The organism is Aquaspirillum sp. (genome assembly GCF_055136605.1).
In genome coordinates, this window is record NZ_JBSQVP010000010.1 from 1 (window position 1) to 25049 (window position 25049).

A 25049-nucleotide genomic window follows, 5' to 3' on the forward strand; every position below is an offset into this window, starting at 1 on the left:
TCCTTCGCCTTGACTCAACGTTTGCATGGTGTTCGACAAGCGCACCAAGGGTTGCGACAAGCTACGCAAAATCGCCGCAATCAATAACAACATCACCCCCACCGCCAATACACTAATCAACAGCGTGGTATTGCGCACTGAGTTGGCTTCCGCTAACAGGCTGGATTTTGGAATCGAGACCCGTAACGACCACGGCTCCATCGTTTTATCAATCGAGATCGGTTCGAAAAAGTGCATCACATCATCTTGATCCGTAAATTGATAACTTTGCCCAGCCTTAATTGCCGCTAAAGCCTCTGCTGGCAGGTCATTAGCCGATTTTGTCACTTTGTCTTTTTCTGGATGCACCAACCAGTTGCCTTGATTCGACACCAGTGACAACACACCGGTGCCATAGGGTTTTTCCTTGCTCAGCGCTTCGCTAAACGCATCTAGCGATACATCAATCCCAGCAACACCAAGAAACTGCGAACCAGTTTTGTTTGGAATCGGTTGCACAATTGACGTCAACAGTACAGTTTTGCCATCCACCGGATAAAGATATGGTTCGAGGAAAGTCAGCGCGTTATTTTTCTTGGTCAATAAGTAGTAATCACCGGCACCGGGTTTATCGTAATCGACTAACGGTTCGACAATGATTTTGTCACCAGAACGTACCCAATATGGGATATAGCGACCGGTGGCATCATGGTCAGGCTTGCGGTTGACAAACTCAGCATCACGGCCATCAAGCGCATTGGGTTCCCATGCGGTCCAAAGGGCTAACGTATTAGGTCTAGCTTGTAATTGGTCTTTAAGAATCTTGTTGATGAGGTCGCGATCTTTAACGCCGGCTTGTGACAAAGTGGCCAACAATTCAGCCATCGAGCTGGCTAAATCACGCCCACCAAATAAGGTGCTGCTGATATTACGGGTGAGCAATTTGGCATGAATCACCGCTGCCTCACCGCCTTCTTTTAATACATAATTTTGATTCGCCCACGTCGCGTAACCGATGGAGGCAGTAAAACCCAACACGGCAAGACCACTGATGCTGAGCAATATTTTACTGCGAAAGCTAAGATTTAAAGACATGATAAGTGACTCCCGCACTATTTAAGAGTAGTTGTATGCTTCAACCCAATGTTTTATTGTAATTTTCTGTATTTTATTGTTTTTAACAAATGCTTCTCGAGTTTAAGGGATAGCAGCTCACCACCACAAGTAATGCAAAGACCGTGCACAAAATGCGTTAGCTGGCGTATCTTGTGCAACAAACAACAAAAAACACGTCAAGCAAGGAAAGGAAAAAACGTATGTTTGAATCTGCTGAACTCGGGCATAAGATCGACAAGGCCCGTTATCAGGAAGAAATGCCAGAATTGCGACAAGCATTACTGGATGCTCAGTATGAATTACGCGAAAAAGGCGATTTTCCACTGATTATCTTAATTAACGGATTTGATGGGGCGGGACGAGGCGAAACATTACACCAGCTAAATGAATGGATGGACCCACGTTTAATTCAGGTCAGTGCTGAGACAGCTTTATTTTCTTCATCCGAAGAATCAGCACAACGGCCTTGGATGTGGCGTTATTGGAACGCTTTACCCCCAAAAGGTAGAACAGGGGTATTTTTTGGCTCGTGGTATTCAGATGTTTTATTTGGTCGGGTGTATGATAAGACCGATGAAAAACAGGCCATGTTGCAAATTGGGCAGATTTTAGCCTTTGAAAAAAAACTGTGTGCCGAAGGTGCGCTGATTCTGAAATTCTGGTTTCATCTCTCAAAAGAAAAACAGAAAAAACGTCTCAAATCTTTAGAAGCCGATAAAAAAAGTGCATGGCGGGTAACAGAAACCGATTGGAATCATCACAAACTGTATGACCGTATTTATCACCAAGCTGAACAATTGCTACGCATGACCAGCACAGGTGAGGCGCCGTGGGTATTGGTGGAAGGGGAAGATGCGCGTTACCGTGATCTCACTGTGGCACGGGTGATTTATCAAGCATTGCGCAGCCGCCTCAACCGTGGCGGAGAACGCCGCCATCATGCCGCCGCCGAGGTTGCCCCGCTGTTGCCACCTGTCGATGGCTTGCAATTGCTCGATACGCTGGTTTTAGATCGTACGGTGGATAAGGAAGAATACAAAACGGAACTGGCCGTTTTACAAGGTCGATTACATGAATTAACCCGCCATCCTAACTTCAAAAAACAGGCTCTAGTAGTGGTGTTTGAAGGCAACGATGCAGCAGGGAAAGGCGGCGCAATTCGGCGGGTGACGGCGGCCTTAGATGCCAGACGTTATCGCATCGTCCCGATTGCGGCCCCCAGTCAAGATGAGCGAGCCAAACCTTGGCTATGGCGTTTTTGGCGTGAAACACCGAAAAAAGGCGGCATTACGATTTTCGACCGTTCTTGGTATGGCCGTGTTTTAGTCGAACGGGTAGAAAACTTCTGTTCTGAGCATGAATGGATGCGCGCTTATAATGAAATTAACAATTTTGAACAGCAATTAGTGGCTGGCAATATCATTGTGGTGAAATTCTGGTTGGCTATTTCGAGTGAAGAACAATTAAAACGCTTTAAAGAACGAGAAGAAACAGGCTTTAAGCGCTTTAAAATCACTGAGGAAGATTGGCGCAATCGTGAAAAATGGGACCAATATAAGGATGCCGTATGCGATATGATCGACAGAACAAGCACGCAATCTGCACCGTGGACTTTAGTGGAAGCCAATAACAAATTGTATGCAAGATTGAAAATTTTGCGTACGTTATGTAACGCTTTGGAGAGTCGTTTATTAAAAAGCAACGGATAAGCAACAATTTTCTATTGCGTATTTACAAAGCCCGTTTTATTATGGGCTTTCTTTTTTCATACCAAATAAATGATTGCCATGCTTGATCGCACTTTCGCTATTCATATTGCCTGCGATCAGGTGCGCTGGGTGCCGGTAGGAGAATTTGGCACCGGTTTGCGCACCAAATTGGAACAGGCGATTGCACAGGCACAGAGCCTGCGCTTGCCGGTCTATCTCGATTTATCCGAGGTCAGTGCCATTGGTACAGGCGCTTGTCAGTTGTTATTAAAGGCTATCGAGAGCCTACCCCATGGCGCGTTTCATCTGATCCACTGTCCCCCACTGTTTGCACGACAACTGGGCTTAACCGGCCATACCACGGCGATCACCGCTGAGATGACCCACCGCATCCCCCATGCGGATCAACAACAGTTGCGTAAAGCGTGGTTAAAACGTACCCATGTGCAATTAGCCCGTGAAAGCGATGGCGCCCGTTTTGGGCATGGCTGGCTATTGGAAGTCAATGCTGGGGCGTTGTTATTCCATTTTTCAGAAAAAATTCTGGCCGGGCGGGCGGTTTATCATTTGACCATCGATGGCTTAGATACCACTTGGCCGTTGCGAATTCGCCATGTAGCGCGTCACAGCGATGCTTGGCGCATTGGTGCGGAGTTTGTGCAAGCACAGGCCGGCCGCGAATTATTGGACGAGTTGGGACAACAATTATTCTGTGATAGCCCGCCACCGCTGCCAACGATTGAACCCGTTGAGCTCCCATCCGAGCCGGTGAAAAGCTCACGTATCATTCCTTTTGTGATGCCAACTAAGATCAGTTCTTCTCGCTAACGCGATCAGCCAACTCTCCGAGTTCCTGCTGGAAGAATTGTTCTAACGGCATCGGTCTTGCCACACCATACCCCTGCGCGAAATCGACCCCTAACTGTTGTAGATGCGCTTGTAAGGCAGGGGTTTCGACATATTCAGCAATGGTCTGCAAACCGGTGGCCTGCGCCACATCGACCATGGCTTTCACAATGGATTCATCGACCGAATGGGGTGCCAGATTACGCACAAAACTGCCATCGATTTTCAAAAAGTCAGCAGGCAAGCGTTTGAGGTAGTCAAACGAAGAAAATCCTTTACCAAAATCATCAAGGGCAATTTTACATCCCAAACCGCGCAGCCCCTGCACCAGAGCGCGGGCGCGTCCTAAATCGCCCAAGGCACTGGTTTCTGTGATTTCAAAACATAGCTTGTCGGTTTCAATCGGGTGCCGCATTAAACTTTGATGCACAAAATCCACCACGCTGGCATCAACAATGGTTTGCCCTGATAAATTTAACGCACACTTTGCCACTTGTTGCCGATAGTGCGGATGGTTGGCGAGCCACTCGATGGTGCTGGCGATCACCCAATGATCTAACATCGGCATCATACGGAAATGTTCAGCCGCTGGAATAAACTCCCCCGGAGACACTAACTTTCCTGCTTCATCACGCAAGCGCAGCAGGATTTCAAAATGTAAACCGGTTTCAGTTTGTGGAGACAACGGCAAAATTTTCTGGGCAAATAAGGTAAAACGGCCTTCTTGCAGCGCCTGTTGCAAGCGGCTAATCCAATGCAAACCAGCATGGATTTCTTCACCATAGACTTGTTCCGCCGGCATCAAACCCGGGAGGCGGCGCGCACCGGCTTCTTGCACAGCGGCAGTGGCACGATGCAGGCTGGCCTCGTAATCCTCACTGGGCTGGCGTAAGAACACCATATTGCAGCGAATATCTAAAAAATGACTTTCCCACGGCACGCGCACTTCGGCCACTGCTTCAGCAATGCGCTCCAATTCAACCAGTGTTAAGGCTTCATCTAGCGGCACCATCAAAATATACATGCCACCCAACAAGCGTCCCGTTGGCCAGCCTGCTGGCAGCTCTTGTTCTAGCTTGCGCGCCATCAACCCCAGAATGCGGGCACCAGTGTCACTGCCAAAAACGATTAAGATCGACTCGAATAAATTGATGTTCAGCGCCGCTAAGGCAAATGGCCGTTGCACTTGATGCCAACGGCGAAATTCTTTTGCCAATCCAGCGTGATTTAACATGCCAGTGGCTGGATCGCGATAGACCGAGGCTTGGCGGTGACGTTCACGCTCGCGCCGCAGGGATACCGCCAACAGTGTCAGATGCAGCGTCAGTCCAAGGACAAATAGAAAAATCTGGGCTTGTTCTAAAGCAGGAGTAGAAAGTAAAACACTAATCGGAACATGGACATACAACAAGCCAGCCAACATTGCCAATAACACGGTGGCCGCGACCAAGGCGGCTAATAAAGGCGGGGCCAACAATGACAACGCCGCTAGCGCGGGCAACAGCAGAAAATAAGCACTCGGCCACCACAGACCACCGAGGGCAATCACTGCACACAACACCACCGCTCCCCATACCAACCACGATACCGCTGGCCATAACGGTAGTTGGTAGCGCAACAGCAACACATAGCTCAGCCACAAATTGCCTAATAGCAATACCGGCAAGCCATACGCTAATGTGAATGTCAACCATTGACCACTCTCCGCGCCATATAACAGCACAGCCAACCCCGCTAAACCGGCGGGGATCAGTAATAGCGCAGGCAACATCGTTGCCAACCATGCCGACAATAAAGCCGGCAGTGGTAAGCCAGGCCAAGTTTGGTGCAAAGTATGGCGTAGCATACCGGCAACACCGACCGAGCATACCGCTTGTGCTGCATATAACAGCACGCTTTCATAGCCATGCGGCACACTCCACGGCAGCCATAGCGCCATCCCCACTAAGGCACTCAACCATGCGCGCCAGCCATACCCCGCCAGCAAACACGCCAAGACAATATAATGAGGTAGAAATAAGCTGTAGCCGATGCCCTCTAGCTGAAATGACCATGTCAGCACGCCACAGACAAGACCAATCAACCATGCAAAACTGAGGACAGGTCTGGCACTGGCAGCCGCGTGTAAAGGCGTCAAACGCAAACCGTGACATATCCCACTTAGCGCATGGTGAAAGGGCGAAAAAGTAGCATCAGACATGAGTAGGCCCAAACAATGGCGAAAAAATGCTGAAAACAGCAGTTTTATAATTGATCCGGTAATAATCCCCACTTTAATACAATCGTGGTCATCCGGATAGCCTACAGAGGACAATCCACGAAAGCGAATATGCAATATTTTCCAATCTTTGTTGATTTAAAAGATCGTCATGGCTTATTGATTGGCGGTGGTGAAGTGGCGCTACGCAAAGCGCGGTTGTTAGATGCCGCTGGTGCAAGAGTCACCGTGATTGCCCCAACGATTGATGAGGAACTGCAACGGCTCATTACCGAACGCAGTTGGCACTGCCATCTACGCCCTTTCACAGCGGCGGATATGCTGCTGTCGCCGCGTCCCACCGTGGTGATTGCCGCCACCGATCAGCCAGAGGTCAATGCTGAGATTTCAGCAACAGCGCAGGCAGCAGGGCTGTTGGTCAATGTGGTCGATGCGCCAGCGCTATGCAATTTTATTGTGCCAGCGATTGTTGACCGCTCACCGTTAGTGGTGGCTATTTCTACTGGGGGTCGTAGTCCGGTATTGGCACGATTGGTGCGCGAACAAATTGAAGCGTCTGTCCCGTTGCGTTTTCGCGAGGTGGCGCAATTTGCCAGCGATTGGCGCGATCGTGTCAAACAAGCCTTGCCAGATACCGCCGCCCGACGACGTTTTTGGGAGACAGTGTTGCGTGGGCCGTTGGTCAATTTACTTCATCAGGGGCAACGTGCCACGGCAGATGAAGGATTACAACAGGCGCTACAACACAGCCAACCGATAACCGGCAGTCTCCATCTGTTGGCCTTGGGCAGTGCCGATCCCGATTTACTGACACTGCGCGGCCTACAACGCTTACAAGCCGCCGATGTTTTATTCTATCCACATCAATTAGCCGATCATTGGCTCACATTGAGCCGGCGCGACGCCCTCTATCAACCCTATACTGAACAGAATTCAGCCCTCGGTTTGGCAATAGAGCAAGCACAGCAAGGCCAAAAAATAGTGATGTTGGTCGAGGGTTACTCACTTCCTGCAGAATATGCCGAATTACAGCAAAAAAATGCAGAATTACTAATAGAATGGGTGCCGGCAGCAGGTGGGGCTTGTTAAAATACGGTCTTCTTCTTTTTCTTTAATCTTGGACAGTGCGCGTTTCGCACTGCAAGGGCATCATGATTGGCATTCTGATCGTAACTCACGGTGACTTGGGTCAAAGTCTCATCGCGTGTACCCGCCATATCCTACAACGCGAACCAGAAAACTTAGCGTGTATGGCGGTGGATAAATCCGATGACCCCGAAAAAAAACTACAAGAAGCACGACAGCTGATTCAAAGGCTAGATAGCGGTGAAGGCGTGTTATTGTTGTCTGATATTTGCGGCGGCACGCCATCCAATATCGCCACGCGTCTGATTGAACCCGGACGGATTGAAGCAATTGCCGGTGTCAGTTTGCCGATGTTAGTGCGGGCGGTATCCTATAGCGCGCTGCCCTTAGCAACAGTCATCAGCAAAGCGGTTACGGGTGGTTTGGAAGGTGTTGTACCGCTAGAACCCTTGCCACCCACCGCGTAATACCCTGAAGAAACGGTCAGTAAAACAATCATAATTTGAGGATGACAGGCCTACTATGCTGCAACAAGAAATAGAAATCATCAATAAATTGGGTCTCCATGCCCGTGCTTCGAGCAAATTCACCCAAACCGCAGGCCGTTTTCAAAGCGAGGTGTGGATTTCTCGTGCCAGCCGGCGAGTGAATGGCAAAAGCATTATGGGTGTGATGATGCTCGCAGCAGCAAAAGGCAGCAAAGTCGTGATTGAAACCAATGGCAGCGATGAACAAGCCGCCATGACCGCTTTGGTCGATCTGATTAACAATCGCTTCGACGAAGCCGAGTAACTCAGATCTGGTCACAACAACGGAAAGGGCACCCATGAGCATAGCACTTTACGGTATCGGTATTGGTGGTGGCATTGCGATCGGACGTGCGCATTTGGTTTCTCATACCACTGCTGATGTCAGCCATTATTTTCTGGAAAGCGCAGATATTCCTGCCGAGTTGCAACGCTTTGACGATGCGATTCGCACCACACGCAAAGAGCTAGAAATGTTGTGGGGCAGTATTCCAGAGAATGCTCCAGCCGAGCTAGGCGCCTTTCTGAGTTTGCATATCATGTTGCTCAATGATGCTGCGCTGTCGCGTGAGCCACGCAAAATCATCCAAGCCGAACGCTGCAACGCAGAATGGGCATTAAAACAGCAAGCCGATCAGCTGATTGCCCAATTTGAAGAAATCGAAGAAGCCTATCTGCGTGAGCGCAAACATGATGTGATGCAAGTGGTGGAACGGATTTTCAAAAATCTCGCCGGCCAAAGCAGTGCACCGCCTTTGCCCTCTAGCTTGATTGATGATGCGATTTTAGTCGCCCATGATTTAAGCCCGGCTGACATGGTGTATTTCAAAGATGCCAGTTATGCCGCTTTTGTCACCGATGTGGGGGGAGCCACCAGCCATACTGCGATTTTAGCGCGCAGCCTTGATTTGCCCTCGGTGATTGCCACCCACAGCGCCCGCCATCTGATTCATGAAGATGAGTTGATGATTGTCGATGGCCAGCAAGGGGTGGTAATCGTCAATCCAGACGAAACCGTGTTGGCAGAATACCGCCGCCGGCAACGGGCATGGCGCGCAGCACGCAACAAACTCGCCAGTCTGAAAAAAACCAATGCACAAACCCAAGATGGCACGCCAATTGAGTTATTAGCCAATATCGAACTACCAAAAGATGTGGCCGATGTGGTGGAATCGGGGGCGATGGGGGTTGGTTTATTCCGCAGTGAGTTTCTGTTTTTGGGACGTGATACCCTGCCCGATGAGCAAGAGCAATACGATGCTTACCGTCATGTGGCAGAACAGCTCAATGGCCGTCCGGTCACCATTCGCACCATGGACTTAGGCGCAGATAAAAACCCGAAATGGTCGATTCATGGCACGGGTGATAACCCTGCTTTGGGTTTGTGCGGCATTCGCTTGTGCCTTGCCGAACCGCAGCTATTCCGTACCCAGTTACGCGCTATTTTGCGTGCCTCGGCACATGGCCAAGTCCGCATTCTGTTCCCGATGATCAATGGCATCACCGATCTCAAACAAGCTCTGGCTCAACTCGACGCTGCCAAACAAGAGTTGCGCGAAGAAGAGGTCAGTTTTGATGAGAAAATTGCGGTGGGGGCGATGATTGAAGTGCCTTCAGCAGCACTCACAGTGAATATGCTGGCCAAGCATGTTAATTTCTTGTCGATTGGTACCAACGACCTGATTCAATACACCCTCGCCATCGACCGCAATGATGATGCGGTGAGTCATCTCTACGACCCCACTCACCCTGCTGTCTTGTATTTACTGACCCACACCCTGAAAACTGCCGCAAAATTTGGTTTACCGGTGTCCGTGTGTGGCGAGATGGCCGGGGATAGCAAAATGACCCGCTTATTGCTTGGTATGGGGTTGCGGCGTTTTTCGATGCACCCAGCCAATTTGCTCTCTGTTAAACAAATTGTGCTCGATACCCATCTCGACCCCACGGTGGCACAAACCGCCAAGATTTTGCGCGCCAGCGATCCTGAAAAAATCGCCGATCTTCTCACCCAGCTCAATACCCCGCGTGCAGCCTAATTTTCTATGCTTGTAGATGCTATCGACTTCACCAACACCCGTCGGGTGTTGGTGATCAAGCTACGTCATCACGGTGACGTGCTCTTAACTTCCCCCGTGTTGAGTGTGTTAAAACAACATGCGCCCCATCTCGAGATTGATGCGCTGGTCTATGCCGATACGGCACCGATGTTGGCCGACCATCCGGCGCTCAGCCAACTGCATTGTTTAGATCGTCAATGGAAAAAACTCGGCCCCTTGCCACAAGCCCAAGCAGAATGGCGTGTGTTACAAGCACTGCGCGCTCGACAATACGATGGCATCATTCATCTAACAGAACATAAGCGTGGTTCGTGGTTGGCACGGCTTTTACGCCCTCGCTGGGCCATTTCTCCCAGCAACTTAAATGGCAAATGGTTTCGCAAACCCTTTAGCCATCGCTACCCAGTGATCGGCGGCAATCGGCGGCATACGGTCGACATTCACTTAGATGCCCTGCGGCGTTTGGGTGTGCCGGTGCAACACTATCACCGCGCTTTATCGCTGGCCATTCCGGCGCTTGTGCACACACAAGCCGAGCAAAAACGACTTGCCCAAGGAATTAACAGCCCTTATACGGTCATCCATCCGACTTCACGTTGGATGTTCAAAACATGGCCAACAGAACAAATGGCACAGCTAATACAGGCGCTGCAACAACAAGGGCGAACGGTGCTGCTCACGGCGGCGCCCGATGCCGCAGAAATGGCCTGTATCGCCGCGATTCAAGCGCAATTGACCACACCCGCGCCTTCATTAGCAGGTCAGCTCAGTTTAAAAGAATTAGGGGCGGTGATTGCTGGGGCAGAGTTATTTATTGGCATGGATTCCGTCCCGATGCACATTGCCGCCGCCACCCAAACTCCGACTATTGCGCTGTTTGGCCCTTCGGGTGATATCGAGTGGGGCCCGTGGCAAGTCCCGCATCGGGTATTGATTGCCGAGCACTATCGCTGTCGGCCCTGTGGTCGTGATGGCTGCGGCGGCAGCAAAATCAGCGACTGTCTCAACGCTATCTCGGTCGAGCAGGTCTTGACTGCCATCGAGCAACTCACCGCAACCGTTCGGAATCCTTAATGTCTATTCGTCGTATTGCAATTGTGCGCCAGCGTTTTAATCCGGCTGGCGGTGCAGAACGTTTTGTCAGTCGCGCCCTCGACGCGCTTGCTAGCGATGGCCGTGTTGCCGTTACGCTCTTGGCACGCCGTTGGCAGGGAGAAGGCGGCGGAGATCGTCTAACCATCGACCCGTTCTACCTCGGCAATGTGTGGCGCGATTGGGGATTTGCCCGTGCGGTACAACAGGCAGTGCAACAGCAACAGTTCGATTTAGTGCAAAGCCATGAGCGTATTGTCGGCTGTGATATTTTTCGGGCAGGGGATGGCGTTCATGCCACTTGGCTGGCCCAACGTCGCCGCACCCTCGGCACCCTCGGCAAGCTGGCTTTGCAGCTCAATCCCTATCATCACTACACTTGTGCCGTTGAAGCTAAGATGTTTCGTCATCCGCAACTCAAAGCGGTGATTTGCAATGCCAAAATGGTGCAACACGATATTCAACAGCGTTTTGGCTTAACTACAGATCAGTTACCGTTGATTTATAACGGGGTCGATACGCAACGTTTTCATCCCGATTTACGTCAACACCGCAGCAGTGTCCGACAACAGTTTGCGATTCCAGATCATGCGCCGTTGTTGTTGTATGTCGGTTCGGGATTTGAGCGCAAAGGGGTTGGGCGCATTCTGTCTGCAGTGTTACCGCATCCCGAGGTGCATGTGTTAGTGGTGGGCGGTGATAAACATGCGGCACGTTATCAGCAACAGGCCCATACCCTCGGTTTAAGCACACGGGTACATTTTGCTGGCGTACAAAAAGAAGTCCGTCCTTTTTATGGTGCGGCGGATGGGCTGATTTTGCCGACTTTATACGATCCGTTTCCGAATGTGTGTGTCGAAGCGTTTGCCAGCGGCCTACCGGTATTAACCACCACCCAATGTGGTGCAGCGGAGTGGATTGTTGAGGGAGAAAACGGCATGGTGCGTGATGCGTTGGATGAGGCAGGTTGGCAAGCGGCAGTGGGCTTGTGGTTAGCCGCCCGACCGCAATGGCCGGCGTGGTCCGCCGCCGCCCGCCACTGTGCCGAACCTTATACCTTAGAATCCACCGCCGACGCGCTGATTCAGCTGTATGACAAACTGTTTTGACATCCTCCCCGCCCTTAAAGAGCGGGGATTTCTGTCGGCAGAAAATTGGTGTGGCGAGTATCTATTTGAAGGCGGCCTTTGCAAAGAACCAGCAGACCTTCGGTAGTTGGCAGTTGCTGACTGAAATGCACACTGCGCGCCAACTACCCGTTGGCCTCATCATGCACTCGGCTCGAGGCAATCTATCGCTGACAGTTTATGAGCGAGACATGGCAGCACAAAAACCGATCTTGGTGTCTCAAAAAACTTGGCCGCTACAGTTTCAGAAAGCCTACAGGCGGTAGTATATTTACATAGTCAGTAACTTCATTTATATTCATGTCGTACAGGACAGTCACGAAGGTTTTTTGAGATTACAGACTCCAAATATAACTTAGCACGCTCAGAATCGCTATGAAGATGTGCTGAATATGTACGCGACTTAGTATTCAACACCCAGAATTTACTGGTTGTATCGTACTTCATTTCGCCGCCCAAACGAGCAGGTTGTCCACCGGTAAGTGCTGGATGCCCCTGTCTATCTGGGTCATCCACTGGCTCTTTACCCAAAATAAAGTCACCGTACCGGTCAATTACCCAAACGTAGGTTTGGTTAGTGTCCAGTTTTAAAAAATGCTGGATAGCATCATTACCGCGCACAATTTTAATGAGATCACTTCGAGTAATTTGATCACCATAATCATTGACCTCAGACTTTCGATATTCACGTGCAGGAATACGAAGAAGACCATAATCAGTGTCGAGATAATTATCTTCGAAGTTTAGGAAAAAACGGGTGATGCAACCAATCACATTTGAATCGAGAGCCGAGGTCGCATCCTTGTAGGGCTCACTTCTCACAAACTTACCCAGTATTCGCCAGAAGAGATCAGCATATTTCATGTAGGCAAGGCAGCCGAGAACTAGATCTCCTTGAGGAACCCCTGTCGCGTCGAGCAAGACATCAGCGAAGATTTCTTTTTTTTGATGTAGGAAACGGCAACGCCAGATGTACTTAGGCATATTGGCACTAAGAAAGTTTGAGAATTCACTCGTACCGTTATATGAAAAAAATTCGTATTTTTCGTTGATAACCTCTGTTTTGAGTGTCTTGCTGTGGCAGAGACTTACTTGAAATTCAATGTCGGTAGATTTTATGAACTCTATGAACTCTATGAACTCTGTATGCTCTTTGGAATCTTTGATCTGAGTAAATTGACCAATAATCTCGGAAATTACGGCCGCGACATTGAAAGCGTAATCAAAGTCGATCCGGACCTTATGGTTCAAGCCAATGATCAATACCTGAGGCTCAAATTTTTCTTTTCGAATGCATTTACCATCTTGATTTAATTCAAAAGTGAACGTACTTTCGTTTTCTGGGTCTTTTGCCAACGAGACATAAGGACCGTATCGGTCGTCATGTACGTAAATCCGATCGATATTTTTTGGTAAGGGATATTTGGTAGGTACATTTATACGATACCCAAGAGCACAAACCAAATGATCACCTAAAAATTCCTCATTATTCTCCTTTATCTGGCTGACTCTCCCTCCAATTAGGACAGGAATATTGGAGGACAAATAAGCGATAAGGACATTTTTAATTATTTTATGAAAATATTCTTCTTGATAATCTTGTTTATCTATAACTGTTGGTTCTAACCCATAAGTTTTAAGGCTTCTACAAACATGCTCAATTTGCAATCCACCGGCTGCTGGGAAAGTCCGTGCTCCATTACGATCCGCAACTAAAGCTGACTTAGTAATGGCACTTGGAGAGGGAAGTAGTTCCCGTCTGTAGGTTCGATTGACGTTGAGCAATGTCCAAATCGCGCTTGTTGCACAAGCAGATACCACCTTATCTTGTTCAATAAAAGCAGCGGTTTCGATGGTAAGATCAATGCCAAACAGAGAAACATTGATCTTATCCTTCAGGACAAAAGACGAATCATTGAAGTTGTACGGTATCAAACACATTCGAGCGATACAGGTCACGGGCAATGGTCTAATTACAGCAAATCCAGCATAGGAATTTTCGGACTTGATTTTATCATTGATAAAATTGAGATCTAGCACGTTCAGTGCATTGGAAAACTCTGCCTCCTCAAACGACTCTCGAAAGAAATGCAACCGAGCACATGTCTTTGGCAGGGACTGGAAGCAGCGAGCATAATACTCGGAGTAATCCTCCAAATAATGCTTGTCTACATAGTCGCTTTCTAAGATGACGGTTTTGACACCAATGTGATTAAGGTAATTCGTAAGATATATAATATGCGATTTTTCACTAACTTCACTTCTTGAAGACCATCTAGTTATATGTCTGATCACATTAATAATGAAATCAGAAGAGTACTTTGCTACCGCAATGGGCGTTAAACTATTTGTCATCATCTTACCGATAAACACAAAAGGCACAGGATACTCTGTGCCTTTTCTCTTTTTGAGAAAGGAAACAAACACCTTAAAGTGCAAAGGTATAGTTTTTTCGCGTACTATCAGGGTTCTTTACTTTCTCGATCATTTTAGAACCAGAAAGTTTGAAAACTTGCTTCTTATCACTAGAAGTAATATCGCTACAAAAGTCATAATTTTGCGCTAGATTTGAATTCCTCATTAAATCTTTTACAAGATTAAGATTGTGACTTTTGCTCATGATTTTTCACCCAATGAAATATTTTCTGAAAATTAACTTAAGTTAATTGAAACCCTGAAGATTGATTCAAAAAAACTTCAAATTTTCATGCATGAAGCTTTTAAATATTCTGGGAGGCTTTCCTAGAATTTTGAATCAAAATAAATACAAAAACTATACATAGCAAGAGCCTAAAACATAGATTAACTAACATTGATCTTAAATTTTAGGATCACAAGACTTTGTAAGTCGCATGTAATTATACTATAAAAAAACATAATTTGCAAGACCATCCTAAGCCAACAAAACTACCAATTGTCATTAATAAAAAGCTCATTTTTTGAAATAAGATGAAAAAAATGCCCTGAAAGGCGCTGTATCTAACTTATATTTATAAGCTATGCGTATAAAAACATACTACTCAAAGCAACTGTCGATTTACTTATCCTAGTTCTTCAGCAATCGCTCGAATGGTTGTACCTTTGGCAGCCATAACTCTGGCACTGGCTTTCTTGTCCTCATTATCGATACATCTGTTTAACATTCCAATCTTGCCCCTTGGCACTTTGCTGTACTTTAAACGTGGCTAGAGCTTCTGCCTCGTTGCGCCATGTAAAGGTCAATACCAAGAATCAGATATAAAAAAGCCCCCTGCATTCGGGGGCTTTTTCAATCATCTACAGCGAATTGCAAGGCTTTTTAGCTACCACGCCGACTTAAAGCACGAGCGCCAATATCACGCCGCATTTGACGGCCAGCAAAGCGAATGCGGTCTGCGGTTTCATAAGCGCGGTTTTGCGCCATCCGCACACTATCGCCCAACCCGACCACACACAACACACGGCCACCGTTAGTCACCAAGCGGTTGTCAGCGTCCAAAGTCGTACCGGCATGAAACACCAAGCAATCCTCGGCTTGCGCGGGAATGCCTTCAATCAGATCACCTTTTCGGGGTGATTCTGGATAACCTTCGGCAGCCAACACCACGCCTAATGCCACGCGGCGATCCCACTCGGCTTCAACCTTATCCAACTGACCATTGATCCCTGCTTCTACCAAGGTCACAAAGTCGGATTTCAAACGTGCCATGATGGGCTGTGTTTCAGGATCCCCAAAACGGCAGTTAAATTCGATGGTATAAGGGTTGCCTTCGCCATCAATCATCAAACCCGCGTACAAGAAACCCGTATAAGAATGACCATCACGTTTCATGCCCTGCACTGTTGGCAAGATAATTTCCCGCATCACACGGGCATGAACTTGTGGCGTTACCACAGGCGCAGGGGAATACGCCCCCATCCCACCGGTATTCGGGCCTTCGTCATTGTCTTTTAGGCGTTTGTGGTCTTGGCTCGTCGCCATCGCCAACACATTCTCACCATCGACCATCACGATAAAGCTGGCCTCTTCGCCGACCAAGAAATCCTCAATCACCACGCGGCTGCCGGCTTGGCCCATTTTGTTACCCACCAACATATCGTCGATAGCAGCATGAGCTTCGTCTAAGGTCATCGCGACAATCACGCCCTTACCTGCGGCAAGACCATCGGCTTTAATGACAATTGGCGCCCCTTTTTCTGCCACGTACGCATGTGCCGCGTCCGCATCAGTAAAGGTTTCATAGTTGGCCGTTGGAATGCCGTGGCGCTTCATAAAGGCCTTGGCAAAATCTTTCGAGCTTTCTAACTGGGCGGCGTACTGTGTTGGGCCAAAAATTTTCAGCCCTTCAGCACGGAACGCATCCACCACACCAACCGATAACGGCGCTTCAGGCCCCACAACAGTCAGGTCGATTTTTTCACTCTTGGCAAACGCAATCCATTCGGAAATGGTTGTCAGCGGTACCGAGTGCAAATCAGAATCGAGGGTGGTACCTGCGTTGCCTGGTGCAACAAATACCTTGGTGCTGCGTGGCGATTGCGCCAAACGCCATGCCAAGGCATGTTCACGGCCACCAGAACCGATCACCATGATTTTCATAGTATGGATATTCCCTGTCTTAACAGTGCAGATTAGTGGCGGAAATGGCGGCAGCCAGTGAACACCATCGCAATACCGTGTTCATCTGCCGCAGCAATCACTTCAGCATCACGCATCGAACCACCGGGTTGAATAATCGCAGCAATCCCTTGCTCGGCAATCACATCCACCCCATCACGGAAGGGGAAGAACGCATCCGAAGCCGCCACCGCTTGTGTCAAACTCAATCCAGCATCTTGCGCCTTACGTGCTGCAATACGGGTGGAATCCACGCGGCTCATCTGCCCCGCACCAATACCGGCGGTTTGACCCTTAGCCGCAAACACAATTGCATTGGACTTCACAAATTTCGCGACACGCCATGCAAACAACAAATCGGCCAACTGTGCCGCTGTGGGTTGTGCCTTGGTGACCACTTTCAACTCATCGGCCGAGATATTTTTCAGATCGGGGGTTTGCACCAAAATCCCACCACCCACACGCTTGAGATCAAAACGATTGAACCCCGGCTCGAGCGGCACTTCTAACACGCGCACATTGGGTTTTTTCGCAATCAACTCACGGGCTTCTGCCGTAAAGGCTGGGGCAATCAACACTTCGAGGAATTGCGCGCTCACCGCTTCGACGGTAGCGGCATCCACTTCACGGTTAAAGGCGATAATGCCGCCAAAAGCGCTGGTGGTATCGGTTGCGAAGGCCAGACGATAGGCAGTCAGTGGGTCTGCTGCAACCGCAACACCACAGGGATTGGCATGTTTCACAATCACACACGCCGGTTCGTCAAAGGTTTTTACGGCTTCCCATGCGGCATCGGAGTCTGCGATATTGTTATAGCTCAGCTCTTTACCTTGCAGCTGGGTGTAATGCGCCAAAGCGCCTAAAGCAGGATCGAGATCACGATAGAACGCCGCTGCTTGATGAGGGTTTTCGCCATAGCGCATGTCTTGCACTTTAACAAACTGTGCATTTAAACGATTAGGGAATGCCACGCGCTCTGGCACACCATGCGTCACCCCTTCAACCAAACTGGTCAGGTAGTTAGAGATAGCGCCATCATAAGCAGCGGTATGGGTAAAGGCTTTCTTTGCCAGATTAAAACGGGTCACCCGCGACAGGGCGCAACCGTTTTGTTTCATTTCTTCGATTAAACCTGCGTAGTCGGCAGCATCAGTCACAATGGCCACATGAGCCCAGTTCTTTGCCGCCGAACGCACCATCGTTGGCCCACCAATGTCGATGTTTTCAATGGCGTCTTCTAAGGTACATTCTGCTTTTGCAATGGTCGCTTCGAATGGATAGAGGTTGACACAGACCAGATCGATATTGCCAATACCGTGTTCCGCCATTTTTGCCACATGCTCAGGCAAATCACGCCGCCCCAAAATACCGCCGTGAATTTTTGGGTGTAAGGTTTTTACGCGGCCATCTAACATCTCTGGAAAACCGGTATAGTCAGCGACTTCAATCACCGGCAAGCCTTGTTCAGCTAATAACTTTGCTGTGCCGCCGGTGGAGAGAATTTCCACCCCTTGTTCGGCCAAAGCACGAGCAAACTCGACAATACCCGTTTTATCCGAGACGCTAATCAGCGCACGTTCAATCTGTGTCATAACAATCATTCCAAAACAAGTTCAACAAGTGGTTATCAAAAGCCAATACCAGCACTTTACAATAGCTGGTATTGCTTCATTTTTTTACGCAAGGTATTGCGATTCACCCCAAGCAAGTCGGCGGCGCGGGTTTGGTTTCCCCCCGCATGATGCAACACCACCTCTAACAGCGGTTTTTCTACCCGAGCCATCACCATATCGTATAGCCCAGCAGTCGCTTCACCATCCAAGTCGTGGAAATATTGTTCCATTGCTTGGCGGATAGCATGAGAAATTGGATCGTGACCAGTCATAGCATATTTTCAACAGGAAGCAGGGGGCAAACAGGCCTCAACCTCTGCGTCAGCAAGATAGTGCAAACGTTCGCCATATTGCCGCTGTTGGGCAAAAAACTCAGCGACCGCAGCATATTGCTGTTCGGGATGGTCAAGGGAATACATAAATTGGCGGAAGGGATTGCTCCCGCGCAAACCTTTGGTATACCAAGCGATATGCTTACGAGCAATCCGACAGCCAGCATAATCACCATAAAACGCATACAGCGCTTGCAAATGGCCCATCAGCAATTGCGCGATTTCATCCACCTCGGGTTCGGGCAAACAGTGGCCGGTTTGCAAATAGTGCAAGATCTCGCGGAATAGCCAAGGCCGCCCTTGTGCGGCACGGCCAATCATAATGGCATCCGCCCCCGTGTAATCCAAAACAAACTTGGCTTTTTGTGGCGTGGTGATATCACCATTGGCAATCACGGGAATCGACAAGGCGGCTTTCACCTCGGCAATGGTGTCGTATTCAGCTTCACCAAGATACTTATCTTCACGCGTGCGGCCATGCAGGGCCAATGCTTGGATGCCACAGTCTTGCGCCATCTTTGCCACACGCAGGACATTTTTTTCTGTACGACACCATCCGGTTCGGGTTTTTAGCGTGACCGGCACATCAACCGCCTTGACCACTGCCTCTAAAATCCGCGCCACTAACGGCTCATCTTTCAACAACGCCGATCCTGCCGCCACATTGCACACCTTTTTGGCAGGGCATCCCATATTGATGTCAATAATTTGGGCGCCACCCTCAACATTACGCTGTGCTGCCTCGGCCATCTGCTGTGGATCGGAGCCGGCAATTTGGACCGAGATCGGGCCCGGTTCGCCGGTATGGTCGGCACGCTTGAGCGTTTTACGTGAGGTAGCCAAGACCGTATTCGAAGTGATCATCTCGCTCACCGCCAAGCCTGCCCCAAAATGGCGACATAACATGCGGAAGGGGCGATCTGTCACCCCTGCCATCGGTGCCAAAACTAAGCGGTTTGGCAATACATAGGGGCCAATCTGAAAAGGGGAAGCCATCACCACGGTGTCGTATCAAAAAGCGGAAAGCGGCGCATTTTAAGCTGTTTACAGGGTAGCTGACAAAAATTTTGCTTATTTTTTAAGCAGCTCATCGTTTTTACAACAGCCGGTATTGTGACTGTGCATTTTTCTGGCATACTTCTCACCATGAAACCTGCCCTTTCTTTGCTTTTACTTGCCCTATTGAGCGCCTGCACATCACAGGTCGGCCTGTTCGCGCCACAACATCAGGTACGGCAAGGCTATCTCTACCAATACCAAGCCCAGCCCACGCCTGATGAGCGGGATATTGAGCTGACGGTTTGGGCCGCACCCTTGAGTGGTGGAGAATGGAAACTTGAAGATGAGTTGCAACGCTATGCCAAGCGTTATGCCCAAGAACAAGACTGCATCAGCTACCGCCTCGACCGCATTACCCTCGGCCAATACAACACCTTTTTTGAAGGCAAACGCTATGTTCGAGGGGTGATGAATTGCACCAAACGCCCTAGCAGCGCACTGCAACCGACAACCTTAGCGCCGGAGCCAGTGGTGCCTTTCCTTGATCGGCAACACGGCGGAAAATAAAAAAACAAAAACGGTGATCGTTTCCAATCACCGTTTTTTTAATGTTGAGGCAAAGTCAGTCTGTAAGCCGGGTTCTGTGTTGGGCGATTTACGCCCCAGACAGTCATTCCTCTAGGCCTGCCATTACTGACAGGCTCCAGCAACCTACCCGGGCACAACGCGAGCCACGTTAGCGCGCCCTGCTTGGTCTTGCTTCGAATGGGGTTTAGCCTGCCGTAGCCTGTTACCAGTTACGCGGTGTGCTCTTACCACACCTTTTCACCCTTACCTGATCTTCTTGCGAAGCCATCGGCGGTTCAGCTCTCTGTTCCACTTTCCGTCGCCTTACGACGCCTGGCCGTTAGCCAGCATTCTGCTCTATGAAGCCCGGACTTTCCTCCCCCCGTTTGCACAGGCGGCGACTGCCCGACCAACTCTACCGCCAAGCAGTATAACAGATTAGCTCGCCGCAGCGACCAAGGGTTGCAGTTCACCGCTTTGGAACATTTCGGTCATGATGTCCGAACCACCAATAAACTCGCCCTTGATATACAGTTGTGGGATGGTTGGCCAATTGGAAAATTCTTTAATGCCTTGGCGAATCGCAGGGTCTTGCAACACGTCGACCGTCATCACGCTTTTTGCTTCACAGGCTTTCAAAATTTGCACAGCGCGAGCAGAAAACCCACATTGTGGAAACTGAGCAGACCCTTTCATATACAGCACAATCGGGTTTTCAGTCACTTGTTGACGGATAACATCATGGATATTTTGGCTCATGGCTAAACCTCTAATAGTTGAGTGATTTACTAGGATTTTACGCCCTGTCTATCGTGGGGTCAATTTGTGCCGCGTGCTTGGCTGGCAAGCCATGCCGCAAAATCCCCTGCTACCTCAGGATGTTTCAAAGCATAGTCAACCGTGGCCTTGAGATAGCCCAACTTTGAACCACAGTCATAACGTTGGCCGTGGAAAGGATGTGCTAAAACGGTTTCTTCGCGTAACAGCGCCGCAATGCCATCGGTCAATTGAATTTCACCACCAGCACCGGGTAGGACATGCTGTAGTTTGTCAAAAATATTGGCCGTTAAAATATACCGTCCAACGACAGCCAACGTTGAAGGAGCGTCTTCTGGTTTTGGCTTTTCTACGATAGAGGTTACTTGTTGCCATTGTGCATGAGGCGTGACTTGCACAATGCCGTAACTGCCTGTCTCTTGCGGTGCGACATGCTCAACACCAAGAATCGAGGACTGTGATTCGGCAAAGACATCGACCATCTGTTGCATGGCACCAGGCGCACCATCGATCAAATCATCTGCCAAAATCACCGCAAACGGTTCTCGCCCCACCACCGGACGCGCACATAACACCGCATGACCTAACCCCAACGCCTCGGTTTGACGAATGTAAATACAACTGGCCGAACGCGGCAAAATCCCCTGTACCGTGTCTAACAGCTTCTGCTTGTTACGCAGTTCTAGTTCAGTTTCTAGCTCATACGCTTTATCAAAATGGTCTTCAATCGAGCGTTTATTGCGGCCAGTAATAAAAATTAACTCGGTAATCCCAGCTTCTAACGCCTCTTCAACCGCATACTGAATCAGCGGTTTATCCACCACCGGCAACATTTCTTTTGGGCTGGCTTTGGTTGCAGGCAAAAATCGTGTTCCCATACCGGCCACCGGAAAGACTGCTTTAGTAATTCTTTTTTGCATATTCACTCACGAAAAACAGTTTTACATTCAACTAGTTGACTAACAACGCTAAAAACTCTGCCTCGGATAATACGGGAATGCCCAAGGACATGGCTTTATCTAACTTACTCCCAGCAGCCTCTCCAGCCACCACATAATCGGTTTTTTTCGACACACTACCCGCCACTTTTGCGCCCATCGCCAGCAAGCGTTGTTTTGCTTCATCGCGGCTTAATGTCGTCAACGTGCCAGTTAATACCACTGTTTTAGCAGCCAATATCGAAGTAGCAGCCGACGGTTCAGGTGCGGCACAATCAGGCCATTGCACCCCCGCCGCCAACAATTGTGCGATCACGGCTTGGTTATGGGGCTCGGCAAAGAAATCACACACCGATTGCGCTACAATCGGCCCGACATCGGGGACCTGTAATAATGCCTCGGTGGTGGCATTGTGTAGCGCAGTCAGCGAGGTAAAATGCAGCGCCAAATCTCGTGCTGTCGCCTCCCCCACATTGCGAATCCCCAAGGCAAATAAAAAGCGGGGCAAAGTGGTGTGTTTACTTTTCGCAATCGCGGCACATAGATTTTGTGCCGATTTTTCTGCCATACGCGGTAGCGTAGCCAGTTGTGCCTCGGTCAATTGGTAGAGATCTGCCGGTGTTCTCACCCAATCTTTCTCGACTAGTACATCCACTAATTTATCGCCCAACCCCTCGATATCCATGGCACGACGGGCAGCAAAATGCAGCAAGGCTTGTTTACGCTGGGCCGAACACACCAAACCGCCAGAACAACGGGCAATGGCTTCTTGTGCTTCACGCACCACATGACTGCCACACACAGGGCAAACCGTCGGCAGATGAAAACGCGCGCTGTCTTGTTGTGCGAAGTCTGGCCGCCGTTCGAGCACCACCGCCACCACTTCAGGAATGACATCCCCCGCGCGCCGGACAATGACCGTATCACCCACCCGTACATCTTTGCGTAACACTTCATCTTCGTTATGCAAGGTGGCATTGGTCACCGTCACGCCACCGACAAAAACGGGCTTGAGTCGTGCAACTGGCGTGAGTGCCCCAGTGCGTCCAACTTGAATCTCAATTGCTTCAACTTCGGTTAAGGCTTCTTGTGCAGGGAATTTATGTGCCACCGCAAAACGGGGTGCACGAGAAATAAAGCCCAGCTGGTGTTGTAAGGCAAAATCATTGACTTTATACACCACCCCATCCAGCTCATAAGGGAGGCTATCGCGTTGTTGTTCAATCTGTTGATAGGCTTGCCACAAACCAGCGGCACCTTGAACACATTGCACATGCTCACAAATGGGAAATCCCCACTGGCGCAGTTGTTGTAACGCCTGATCATGTGTTTCTGGCATCGTGCCACCCTCTAAGCGGGCAATACCATAGGCAAAAAAGCTCAGACGGCGTTGTGCCGTCATTTTTGAATCTAGCTGCCGCAAACTCCCTGCTGCCGCGTTACGGGGATTGATAAAAGTTTTTTGACCACGGGCCAGTTGTTCGACATTCAGGCGCGCAAAATCGTGTTTCAACATCAACACTTCACCGCGCACCTCCAATAATGTCGGTGCCGTTGGAGGCAACCGGAGTGGCAAGGAACGAATGGTGCGTAAGTTCTCGGTCACATCTTCGCCGCGTTGACCATCACCACGCGTTGCCCCTTGCACCAGTACGCCGTCTTGATAGAGCAAACTGACCGCCAATCCATCAAATTTAGGTTCAACACAGTAGGTCAATGCCGAGACAGCGACGCCTTGTTTTTGCAAAAGTGTACTCACCCGCACATCAAAAGCGTCTAATTCTGCTTGAGAAAACACATTGTTCAACGACAACATCGGAACAGTGTGTTCAACCGTTTTTAGCTCAGGCAGCGGCGCACCGCCTACCCGCATCGAGGGAGAATCGGCTGTTTTTAACTCGGGGTGTTCCGCTTCTAATGTGAGCAGACGTTGAAATAAGCGGTCGTATTCACTGTCAGGAATGGTTGGATTGTCCAACACATAGTATTGATAGGCATAGCGGTGGAGCTGGTCACGCAACGTGGCCAGCTCCTGTTGAGGCGAGAGATCAGACATTATGCAAACAAACGTAAGGCGGCGACAGAGCCAGGGGCGACGCCCCGATCATCCATACGGGTATAGATTTGGTCGAGTTGACGGCAAATGGTATCAATGCCGGTTTCGGAGAGCGTCCGCTGGTTATCATCTACCAAGTGACCATTGAACGTACGGGCCAATTCACGAGCAAATTGCACTGCCCGTTCAAAGACTTCAGTACCCCCCGCTACCCGAGGCACATCAAAGAGAAGCGTCAAGGCTTCGACATTCTCGCCTTCTAGCGGCTCTTCATCAAAAGCGCCCAAGCTATATAAGCTGTTGCCGGAGTCAGACACGCAGTGATAACGGCCATCTGGATGCAGCTCTAGGCCAAAGCGTTCGATAAATTCGATGATTTGGCTGGCAGAAACGGGGGCCCGCAAAAAGACGTTTAGACCAATCATCACATCAATTTCGGCACAGAAACGATCTAAATCACGCGCCGCAGCCAATTGTTGTGAAGGCTGGGGGAACTGCACCGCCGCACCAAATTGGGTGGCGAAGCTTCTTAGCTGCTCACAAAAGGCTTCGAGTTCGCGATCATCCAACACGCCATTGCGATCAACCATTTGCAAGCCAACATCAAGGGCACGATAACGAACGTCGCTGTTGGGTTCATACACTTGCCAGCGTCCAGCCGCAGTGCAGGCCAAAATCTGCACCCGTTTTGGCGCGATAAAACGCGGCAAGGTGGGGAGATCGGTCATCTCAGAGAAACGTACCTCGGCGATAAAGTCGAGGTTTGGATCAAGCATGGCGCGCACAATCGCTTGCTGATCAGACAACAGGTCAATTTCGGCCACTGGTGGCGTATGCACTTCGATGTTGTCATCTGCATCCAGTTCAGCAGGGGGTGCCCTGAACAAGGGTTCTTGCTGTGATGCAGGCTCGGCGGTGATGTCGTCAACTGGCGGAGCGGCAGCGGTTAAGTTTGGTTCAATCCGTGGGGAAGGCTCATCAGTCGCTTTAGCTGGCTGTCGCGCATCAGTTTCAGCAAGGGAGGGCGCATCTTCCGCAGAAAATACCAACTCAGCGGCGCGTTCTCGTACCGGCGTGATGGTCTCAGATGGCTCGCCCAACTCAACGGCTGGGGTGAGTTTGAAGCTAGAAGGCGGCTCATTTGCCGGCGGCACGGTGAGGGGGGCAACGGTTTTTAATGGCGGTTCCGTCGCTAGAATAATCGGCTCTAGTCGGTCTGGTCGTCCATCCCGCACTTCGGGCAATGGCGAATCCACTAACACATCGGTCTTTTGGTCTTGTGAAAAGACATCACGTGTTTTGCGGCGATAGCGCCATTCTTGGAAGACATTGTAACCAACCACCAACACAATCAGCAGCACGCCGACTACGGCCACAGCAATCTGCAATTCGCTCATGCGTAAGGCTTCC

Annotated in this window: 20 protein-coding genes and 1 other RNA gene; 9 read left to right on the top strand and 12 right to left on the bottom strand. The window is 49.7% G+C overall.

The window, feature by feature from the left end:
• Positions 1–1074 (bottom strand): PDC sensor domain-containing protein (locus ACTBZS_RS03045; protein ID WP_463043232.1); only part of this gene is annotated, 1074 nt, incomplete at its 3' end.
• 221 nt (positions 1075–1295) lie between these two features.
• Between ACTBZS_RS03045 and pap the strand changes: the two genes are divergently transcribed.
• Entirely contained in the window at positions 1296–2804 is a 1509-nt protein-coding gene (pap, locus tag ACTBZS_RS03050) for a polyphosphate:AMP phosphotransferase (protein WP_460430248.1), read from the top strand.
• A gap of 69 nt (positions 2805–2873) precedes the next feature.
• On the top strand, positions 2874–3632 hold the full coding sequence (locus tag ACTBZS_RS03055) for a hypothetical protein (RefSeq protein WP_463043233.1): 759 nt from the start codon (positions 2874–2876) through the stop codon (positions 3630–3632).
• Here ACTBZS_RS03055 and ACTBZS_RS03060 read toward each other — a convergent pair.
• Complete coding sequence (locus tag ACTBZS_RS03060) at positions 3616–5850, bottom strand: EAL domain-containing protein (protein ID WP_460430246.1); 2235 nt, start codon at positions 5848–5850, stop codon at positions 3616–3618. The genes ACTBZS_RS03055 and ACTBZS_RS03060 overlap by 17 nt on opposite strands.
• 129 nt (positions 5851–5979) lie before the next feature.
• On the opposite strand from ACTBZS_RS03060, the gene ACTBZS_RS03065 reads away from it, so the two are divergent.
• The 6 genes from ACTBZS_RS03065 to ACTBZS_RS03090 all read left to right on the top strand — a co-directional run bounded on the left by ACTBZS_RS03065 (position 5980) and on the right by ACTBZS_RS03090 (position 11742).
• Positions 5980–6957: a precorrin-2 dehydrogenase/sirohydrochlorin ferrochelatase family protein gene (locus tag ACTBZS_RS03065; protein ID WP_463043234.1), complete on the top strand. Its 978-nt coding sequence runs from the start codon at positions 5980–5982 to the stop codon at positions 6955–6957.
• A gap of 62 nt (positions 6958–7019) precedes the next feature.
• Complete coding sequence (locus ACTBZS_RS03070) at positions 7020–7421, top strand: PTS sugar transporter subunit IIA (RefSeq protein ID WP_022652431.1); 402 nt, start codon at positions 7020–7022, stop codon at positions 7419–7421.
• A 55-nt stretch (positions 7422–7476) separates the two neighbouring features.
• Entirely contained in the window at positions 7477–7746 is a 270-nt protein-coding gene (locus ACTBZS_RS03075) for an HPr family phosphocarrier protein (protein ID WP_022652432.1), read from the top strand.
• Positions 7747–7780: 34 nt separating this feature from the next.
• Complete coding sequence (ptsP, locus tag ACTBZS_RS03080) at positions 7781–9520, top strand: phosphoenolpyruvate--protein phosphotransferase (RefSeq protein WP_463043235.1); 1740 nt, start codon at positions 7781–7783, stop codon at positions 9518–9520.
• Positions 9521–9526: 6 nt separating this feature from the next.
• Positions 9527–10615, top strand: a complete 1089-nt coding sequence (gene rfaQ, locus ACTBZS_RS03085) for a putative lipopolysaccharide heptosyltransferase III (RefSeq protein ID WP_463043236.1) — start codon at positions 9527–9529, stop codon at positions 10613–10615.
• Positions 10615–11742, top strand: a complete 1128-nt coding sequence (locus ACTBZS_RS03090; RefSeq protein WP_463043237.1) for a glycosyltransferase family 4 protein — start codon at positions 10615–10617, stop codon at positions 11740–11742. The genes rfaQ and ACTBZS_RS03090 overlap by 1 nt, the downstream gene beginning before the upstream one ends.
• A 306-nt stretch (positions 11743–12048) precedes the next feature.
• Here the strand turns inward: ACTBZS_RS03090 and ACTBZS_RS03095 are convergent, their stop codons facing one another.
• From ACTBZS_RS03095 to dusB, 5 genes are all read right to left on the bottom strand, one after another.
• A complete protein-coding gene (locus ACTBZS_RS03095) occupies positions 12049–14187 on the bottom strand; it encodes a hypothetical protein (RefSeq protein WP_463043238.1) in 2139 nt (712 codons plus the stop codon).
• A gap of 871 nt (positions 14188–15058) precedes the next feature.
• Positions 15059–16339, bottom strand: a complete 1281-nt coding sequence (gene purD / locus ACTBZS_RS03100) for a phosphoribosylamine--glycine ligase (RefSeq protein WP_463043239.1) — start codon at positions 16337–16339, stop codon at positions 15059–15061.
• A 32-nt stretch (positions 16340–16371) separates the two neighbouring features.
• Positions 16372–17949 (bottom strand): bifunctional phosphoribosylaminoimidazolecarboxamide formyltransferase/IMP cyclohydrolase, encoded by a 1578-nt coding sequence (gene purH / locus ACTBZS_RS03105; protein WP_022652438.1) that lies wholly within the window; start codon positions 17947–17949, stop codon positions 16372–16374.
• A gap of 56 nt (positions 17950–18005) precedes the next feature.
• Positions 18006–18242 carry a helix-turn-helix domain-containing protein gene (locus ACTBZS_RS03110; RefSeq protein WP_460430235.1) on the bottom strand — a complete coding sequence of 79 codons (237 nt, stop codon included), beginning with the start codon at positions 18240–18242 and terminating at the stop codon, positions 18006–18008.
• Positions 18243–18251: 9 nt separating this feature from the next.
• Positions 18252–19298, bottom strand: a complete 1047-nt coding sequence (dusB, locus tag ACTBZS_RS03115) for a tRNA dihydrouridine synthase DusB (RefSeq protein ID WP_460430234.1) — start codon at positions 19296–19298, stop codon at positions 18252–18254.
• 150 nt (positions 19299–19448) lie between these two features.
• Between dusB and ACTBZS_RS03120 the strand changes: the two genes are divergently transcribed.
• Positions 19449–19868, top strand: coding sequence for a hypothetical protein (locus ACTBZS_RS03120; RefSeq protein WP_463043240.1), 420 nt, complete (start codon positions 19449–19451; stop codon positions 19866–19868).
• 47 nt (positions 19869–19915) lie between these two features.
• Here the strand turns inward: ACTBZS_RS03120 and rnpB are convergent.
• The 5 genes from rnpB to ACTBZS_RS03145 form a co-directional block, all read right to left on the bottom strand.
• Positions 19916–20285, bottom strand: an RNA gene (rnpB, locus tag ACTBZS_RS03125) — RNase P RNA component class A.
• A 21-nt stretch (positions 20286–20306) separates the two neighbouring features.
• Positions 20307–20627 carry a Grx4 family monothiol glutaredoxin gene (gene grxD, locus ACTBZS_RS03130; RefSeq protein WP_022652441.1) on the bottom strand — a complete coding sequence of 107 codons (321 nt, stop codon included), beginning with the start codon at positions 20625–20627 and terminating at the stop codon, positions 20307–20309.
• A 59-nt stretch (positions 20628–20686) separates the two neighbouring features.
• The gene (galU, locus tag ACTBZS_RS03135) at positions 20687–21565 is read right to left on the bottom strand and encodes a UTP--glucose-1-phosphate uridylyltransferase GalU (RefSeq protein ID WP_460430232.1); all 879 of its coding nucleotides are present in this window, start codon (positions 21563–21565) and stop codon (positions 20687–20689) included.
• 31 nt (positions 21566–21596) lie between these two features.
• Complete coding sequence (ligA, locus tag ACTBZS_RS03140) at positions 21597–23639, bottom strand: NAD-dependent DNA ligase LigA (RefSeq protein WP_463043241.1); 2043 nt, start codon at positions 23637–23639, stop codon at positions 21597–21599.
• Positions 23639–25036 carry a cell division protein ZipA C-terminal FtsZ-binding domain-containing protein gene (locus ACTBZS_RS03145; protein ID WP_463043242.1) on the bottom strand — a complete coding sequence of 466 codons (1398 nt, stop codon included), beginning with the start codon at positions 25034–25036 and terminating at the stop codon, positions 23639–23641. Before ACTBZS_RS03145 ends, ligA begins: the two co-directional genes overlap by 1 nt.
• Between the last annotated feature and the right edge of the window lie 13 nt (positions 25037–25049).

What these genes read in the sequence shown, in the direction of transcription:
- ACTBZS_RS03120 (WP_463043240.1), top strand. Translation starts at nt 19,449, where the DNA reads ATGAAACCTGCCCTTTCTTTGCTTTTACTTGCCCTATTGAGCGCCTGC.
- dusB (WP_460430234.1), bottom strand. Translation starts at nt 19,298, where the DNA reads ATGGCTTCCCCTTTTCAGATTGGCCCCTATGTATTGCCAAACCGCTTA.
- ptsP (WP_463043235.1), top strand. Translation starts at nt 7,781, where the DNA reads ATGAGCATAGCACTTTACGGTATCGGTATTGGTGGTGGCATTGCGATC.
- ACTBZS_RS03145 (WP_463043242.1), bottom strand. Translation starts at nt 25,036, where the DNA reads ATGAGCGAATTGCAGATTGCTGTGGCCGTAGTCGGCGTGCTGCTGATT.
- ACTBZS_RS03065 (WP_463043234.1), top strand. Translation starts at nt 5,980, where the DNA reads ATGCAATATTTTCCAATCTTTGTTGATTTAAAAGATCGTCATGGCTTA.
- ACTBZS_RS03055 (WP_463043233.1), top strand. Translation starts at nt 2,874, where the DNA reads ATGATTGCCATGCTTGATCGCACTTTCGCTATTCATATTGCCTGCGAT.
- galU (WP_460430232.1), bottom strand. Translation starts at nt 21,565, where the DNA reads ATGCAAAAAAGAATTACTAAAGCAGTCTTTCCGGTGGCCGGTATGGGA.
- purD (WP_463043239.1), bottom strand. Translation starts at nt 16,339, where the DNA reads ATGAAAATCATGGTGATCGGTTCTGGTGGCCGTGAACATGCCTTGGCA.
- ligA (WP_463043241.1), bottom strand. Translation starts at nt 23,639, where the DNA reads ATGTCTGATCTCTCGCCTCAACAGGAGCTGGCCACGTTGCGTGACCAG.
- ACTBZS_RS03070 (WP_022652431.1), top strand. Translation starts at nt 7,020, where the DNA reads ATGATTGGCATTCTGATCGTAACTCACGGTGACTTGGGTCAAAGTCTC.
- purH (WP_022652438.1), bottom strand. Translation starts at nt 17,949, where the DNA reads ATGACACAGATTGAACGTGCGCTGATTAGCGTCTCGGATAAAACGGGT.
- ACTBZS_RS03110 (WP_460430235.1), bottom strand. Translation starts at nt 18,242, where the DNA reads ATGACTGGTCACGATCCAATTTCTCATGCTATCCGCCAAGCAATGGAA.
- grxD (WP_022652441.1), bottom strand. Translation starts at nt 20,627, where the DNA reads ATGAGCCAAAATATCCATGATGTTATCCGTCAACAAGTGACTGAAAAC.
- rfaQ (WP_463043236.1), top strand. Translation starts at nt 9,527, where the DNA reads ATGCTTGTAGATGCTATCGACTTCACCAACACCCGTCGGGTGTTGGTG.
- ACTBZS_RS03060 (WP_460430246.1), bottom strand. Translation starts at nt 5,850, where the DNA reads ATGTCTGATGCTACTTTTTCGCCCTTTCACCATGCGCTAAGTGGGATA.
- ACTBZS_RS03075 (WP_022652432.1), top strand. Translation starts at nt 7,477, where the DNA reads ATGCTGCAACAAGAAATAGAAATCATCAATAAATTGGGTCTCCATGCC.
- pap (WP_460430248.1), top strand. Translation starts at nt 1,296, where the DNA reads ATGTTTGAATCTGCTGAACTCGGGCATAAGATCGACAAGGCCCGTTAT.
- ACTBZS_RS03090 (WP_463043237.1), top strand. Translation starts at nt 10,615, where the DNA reads ATGTCTATTCGTCGTATTGCAATTGTGCGCCAGCGTTTTAATCCGGCT.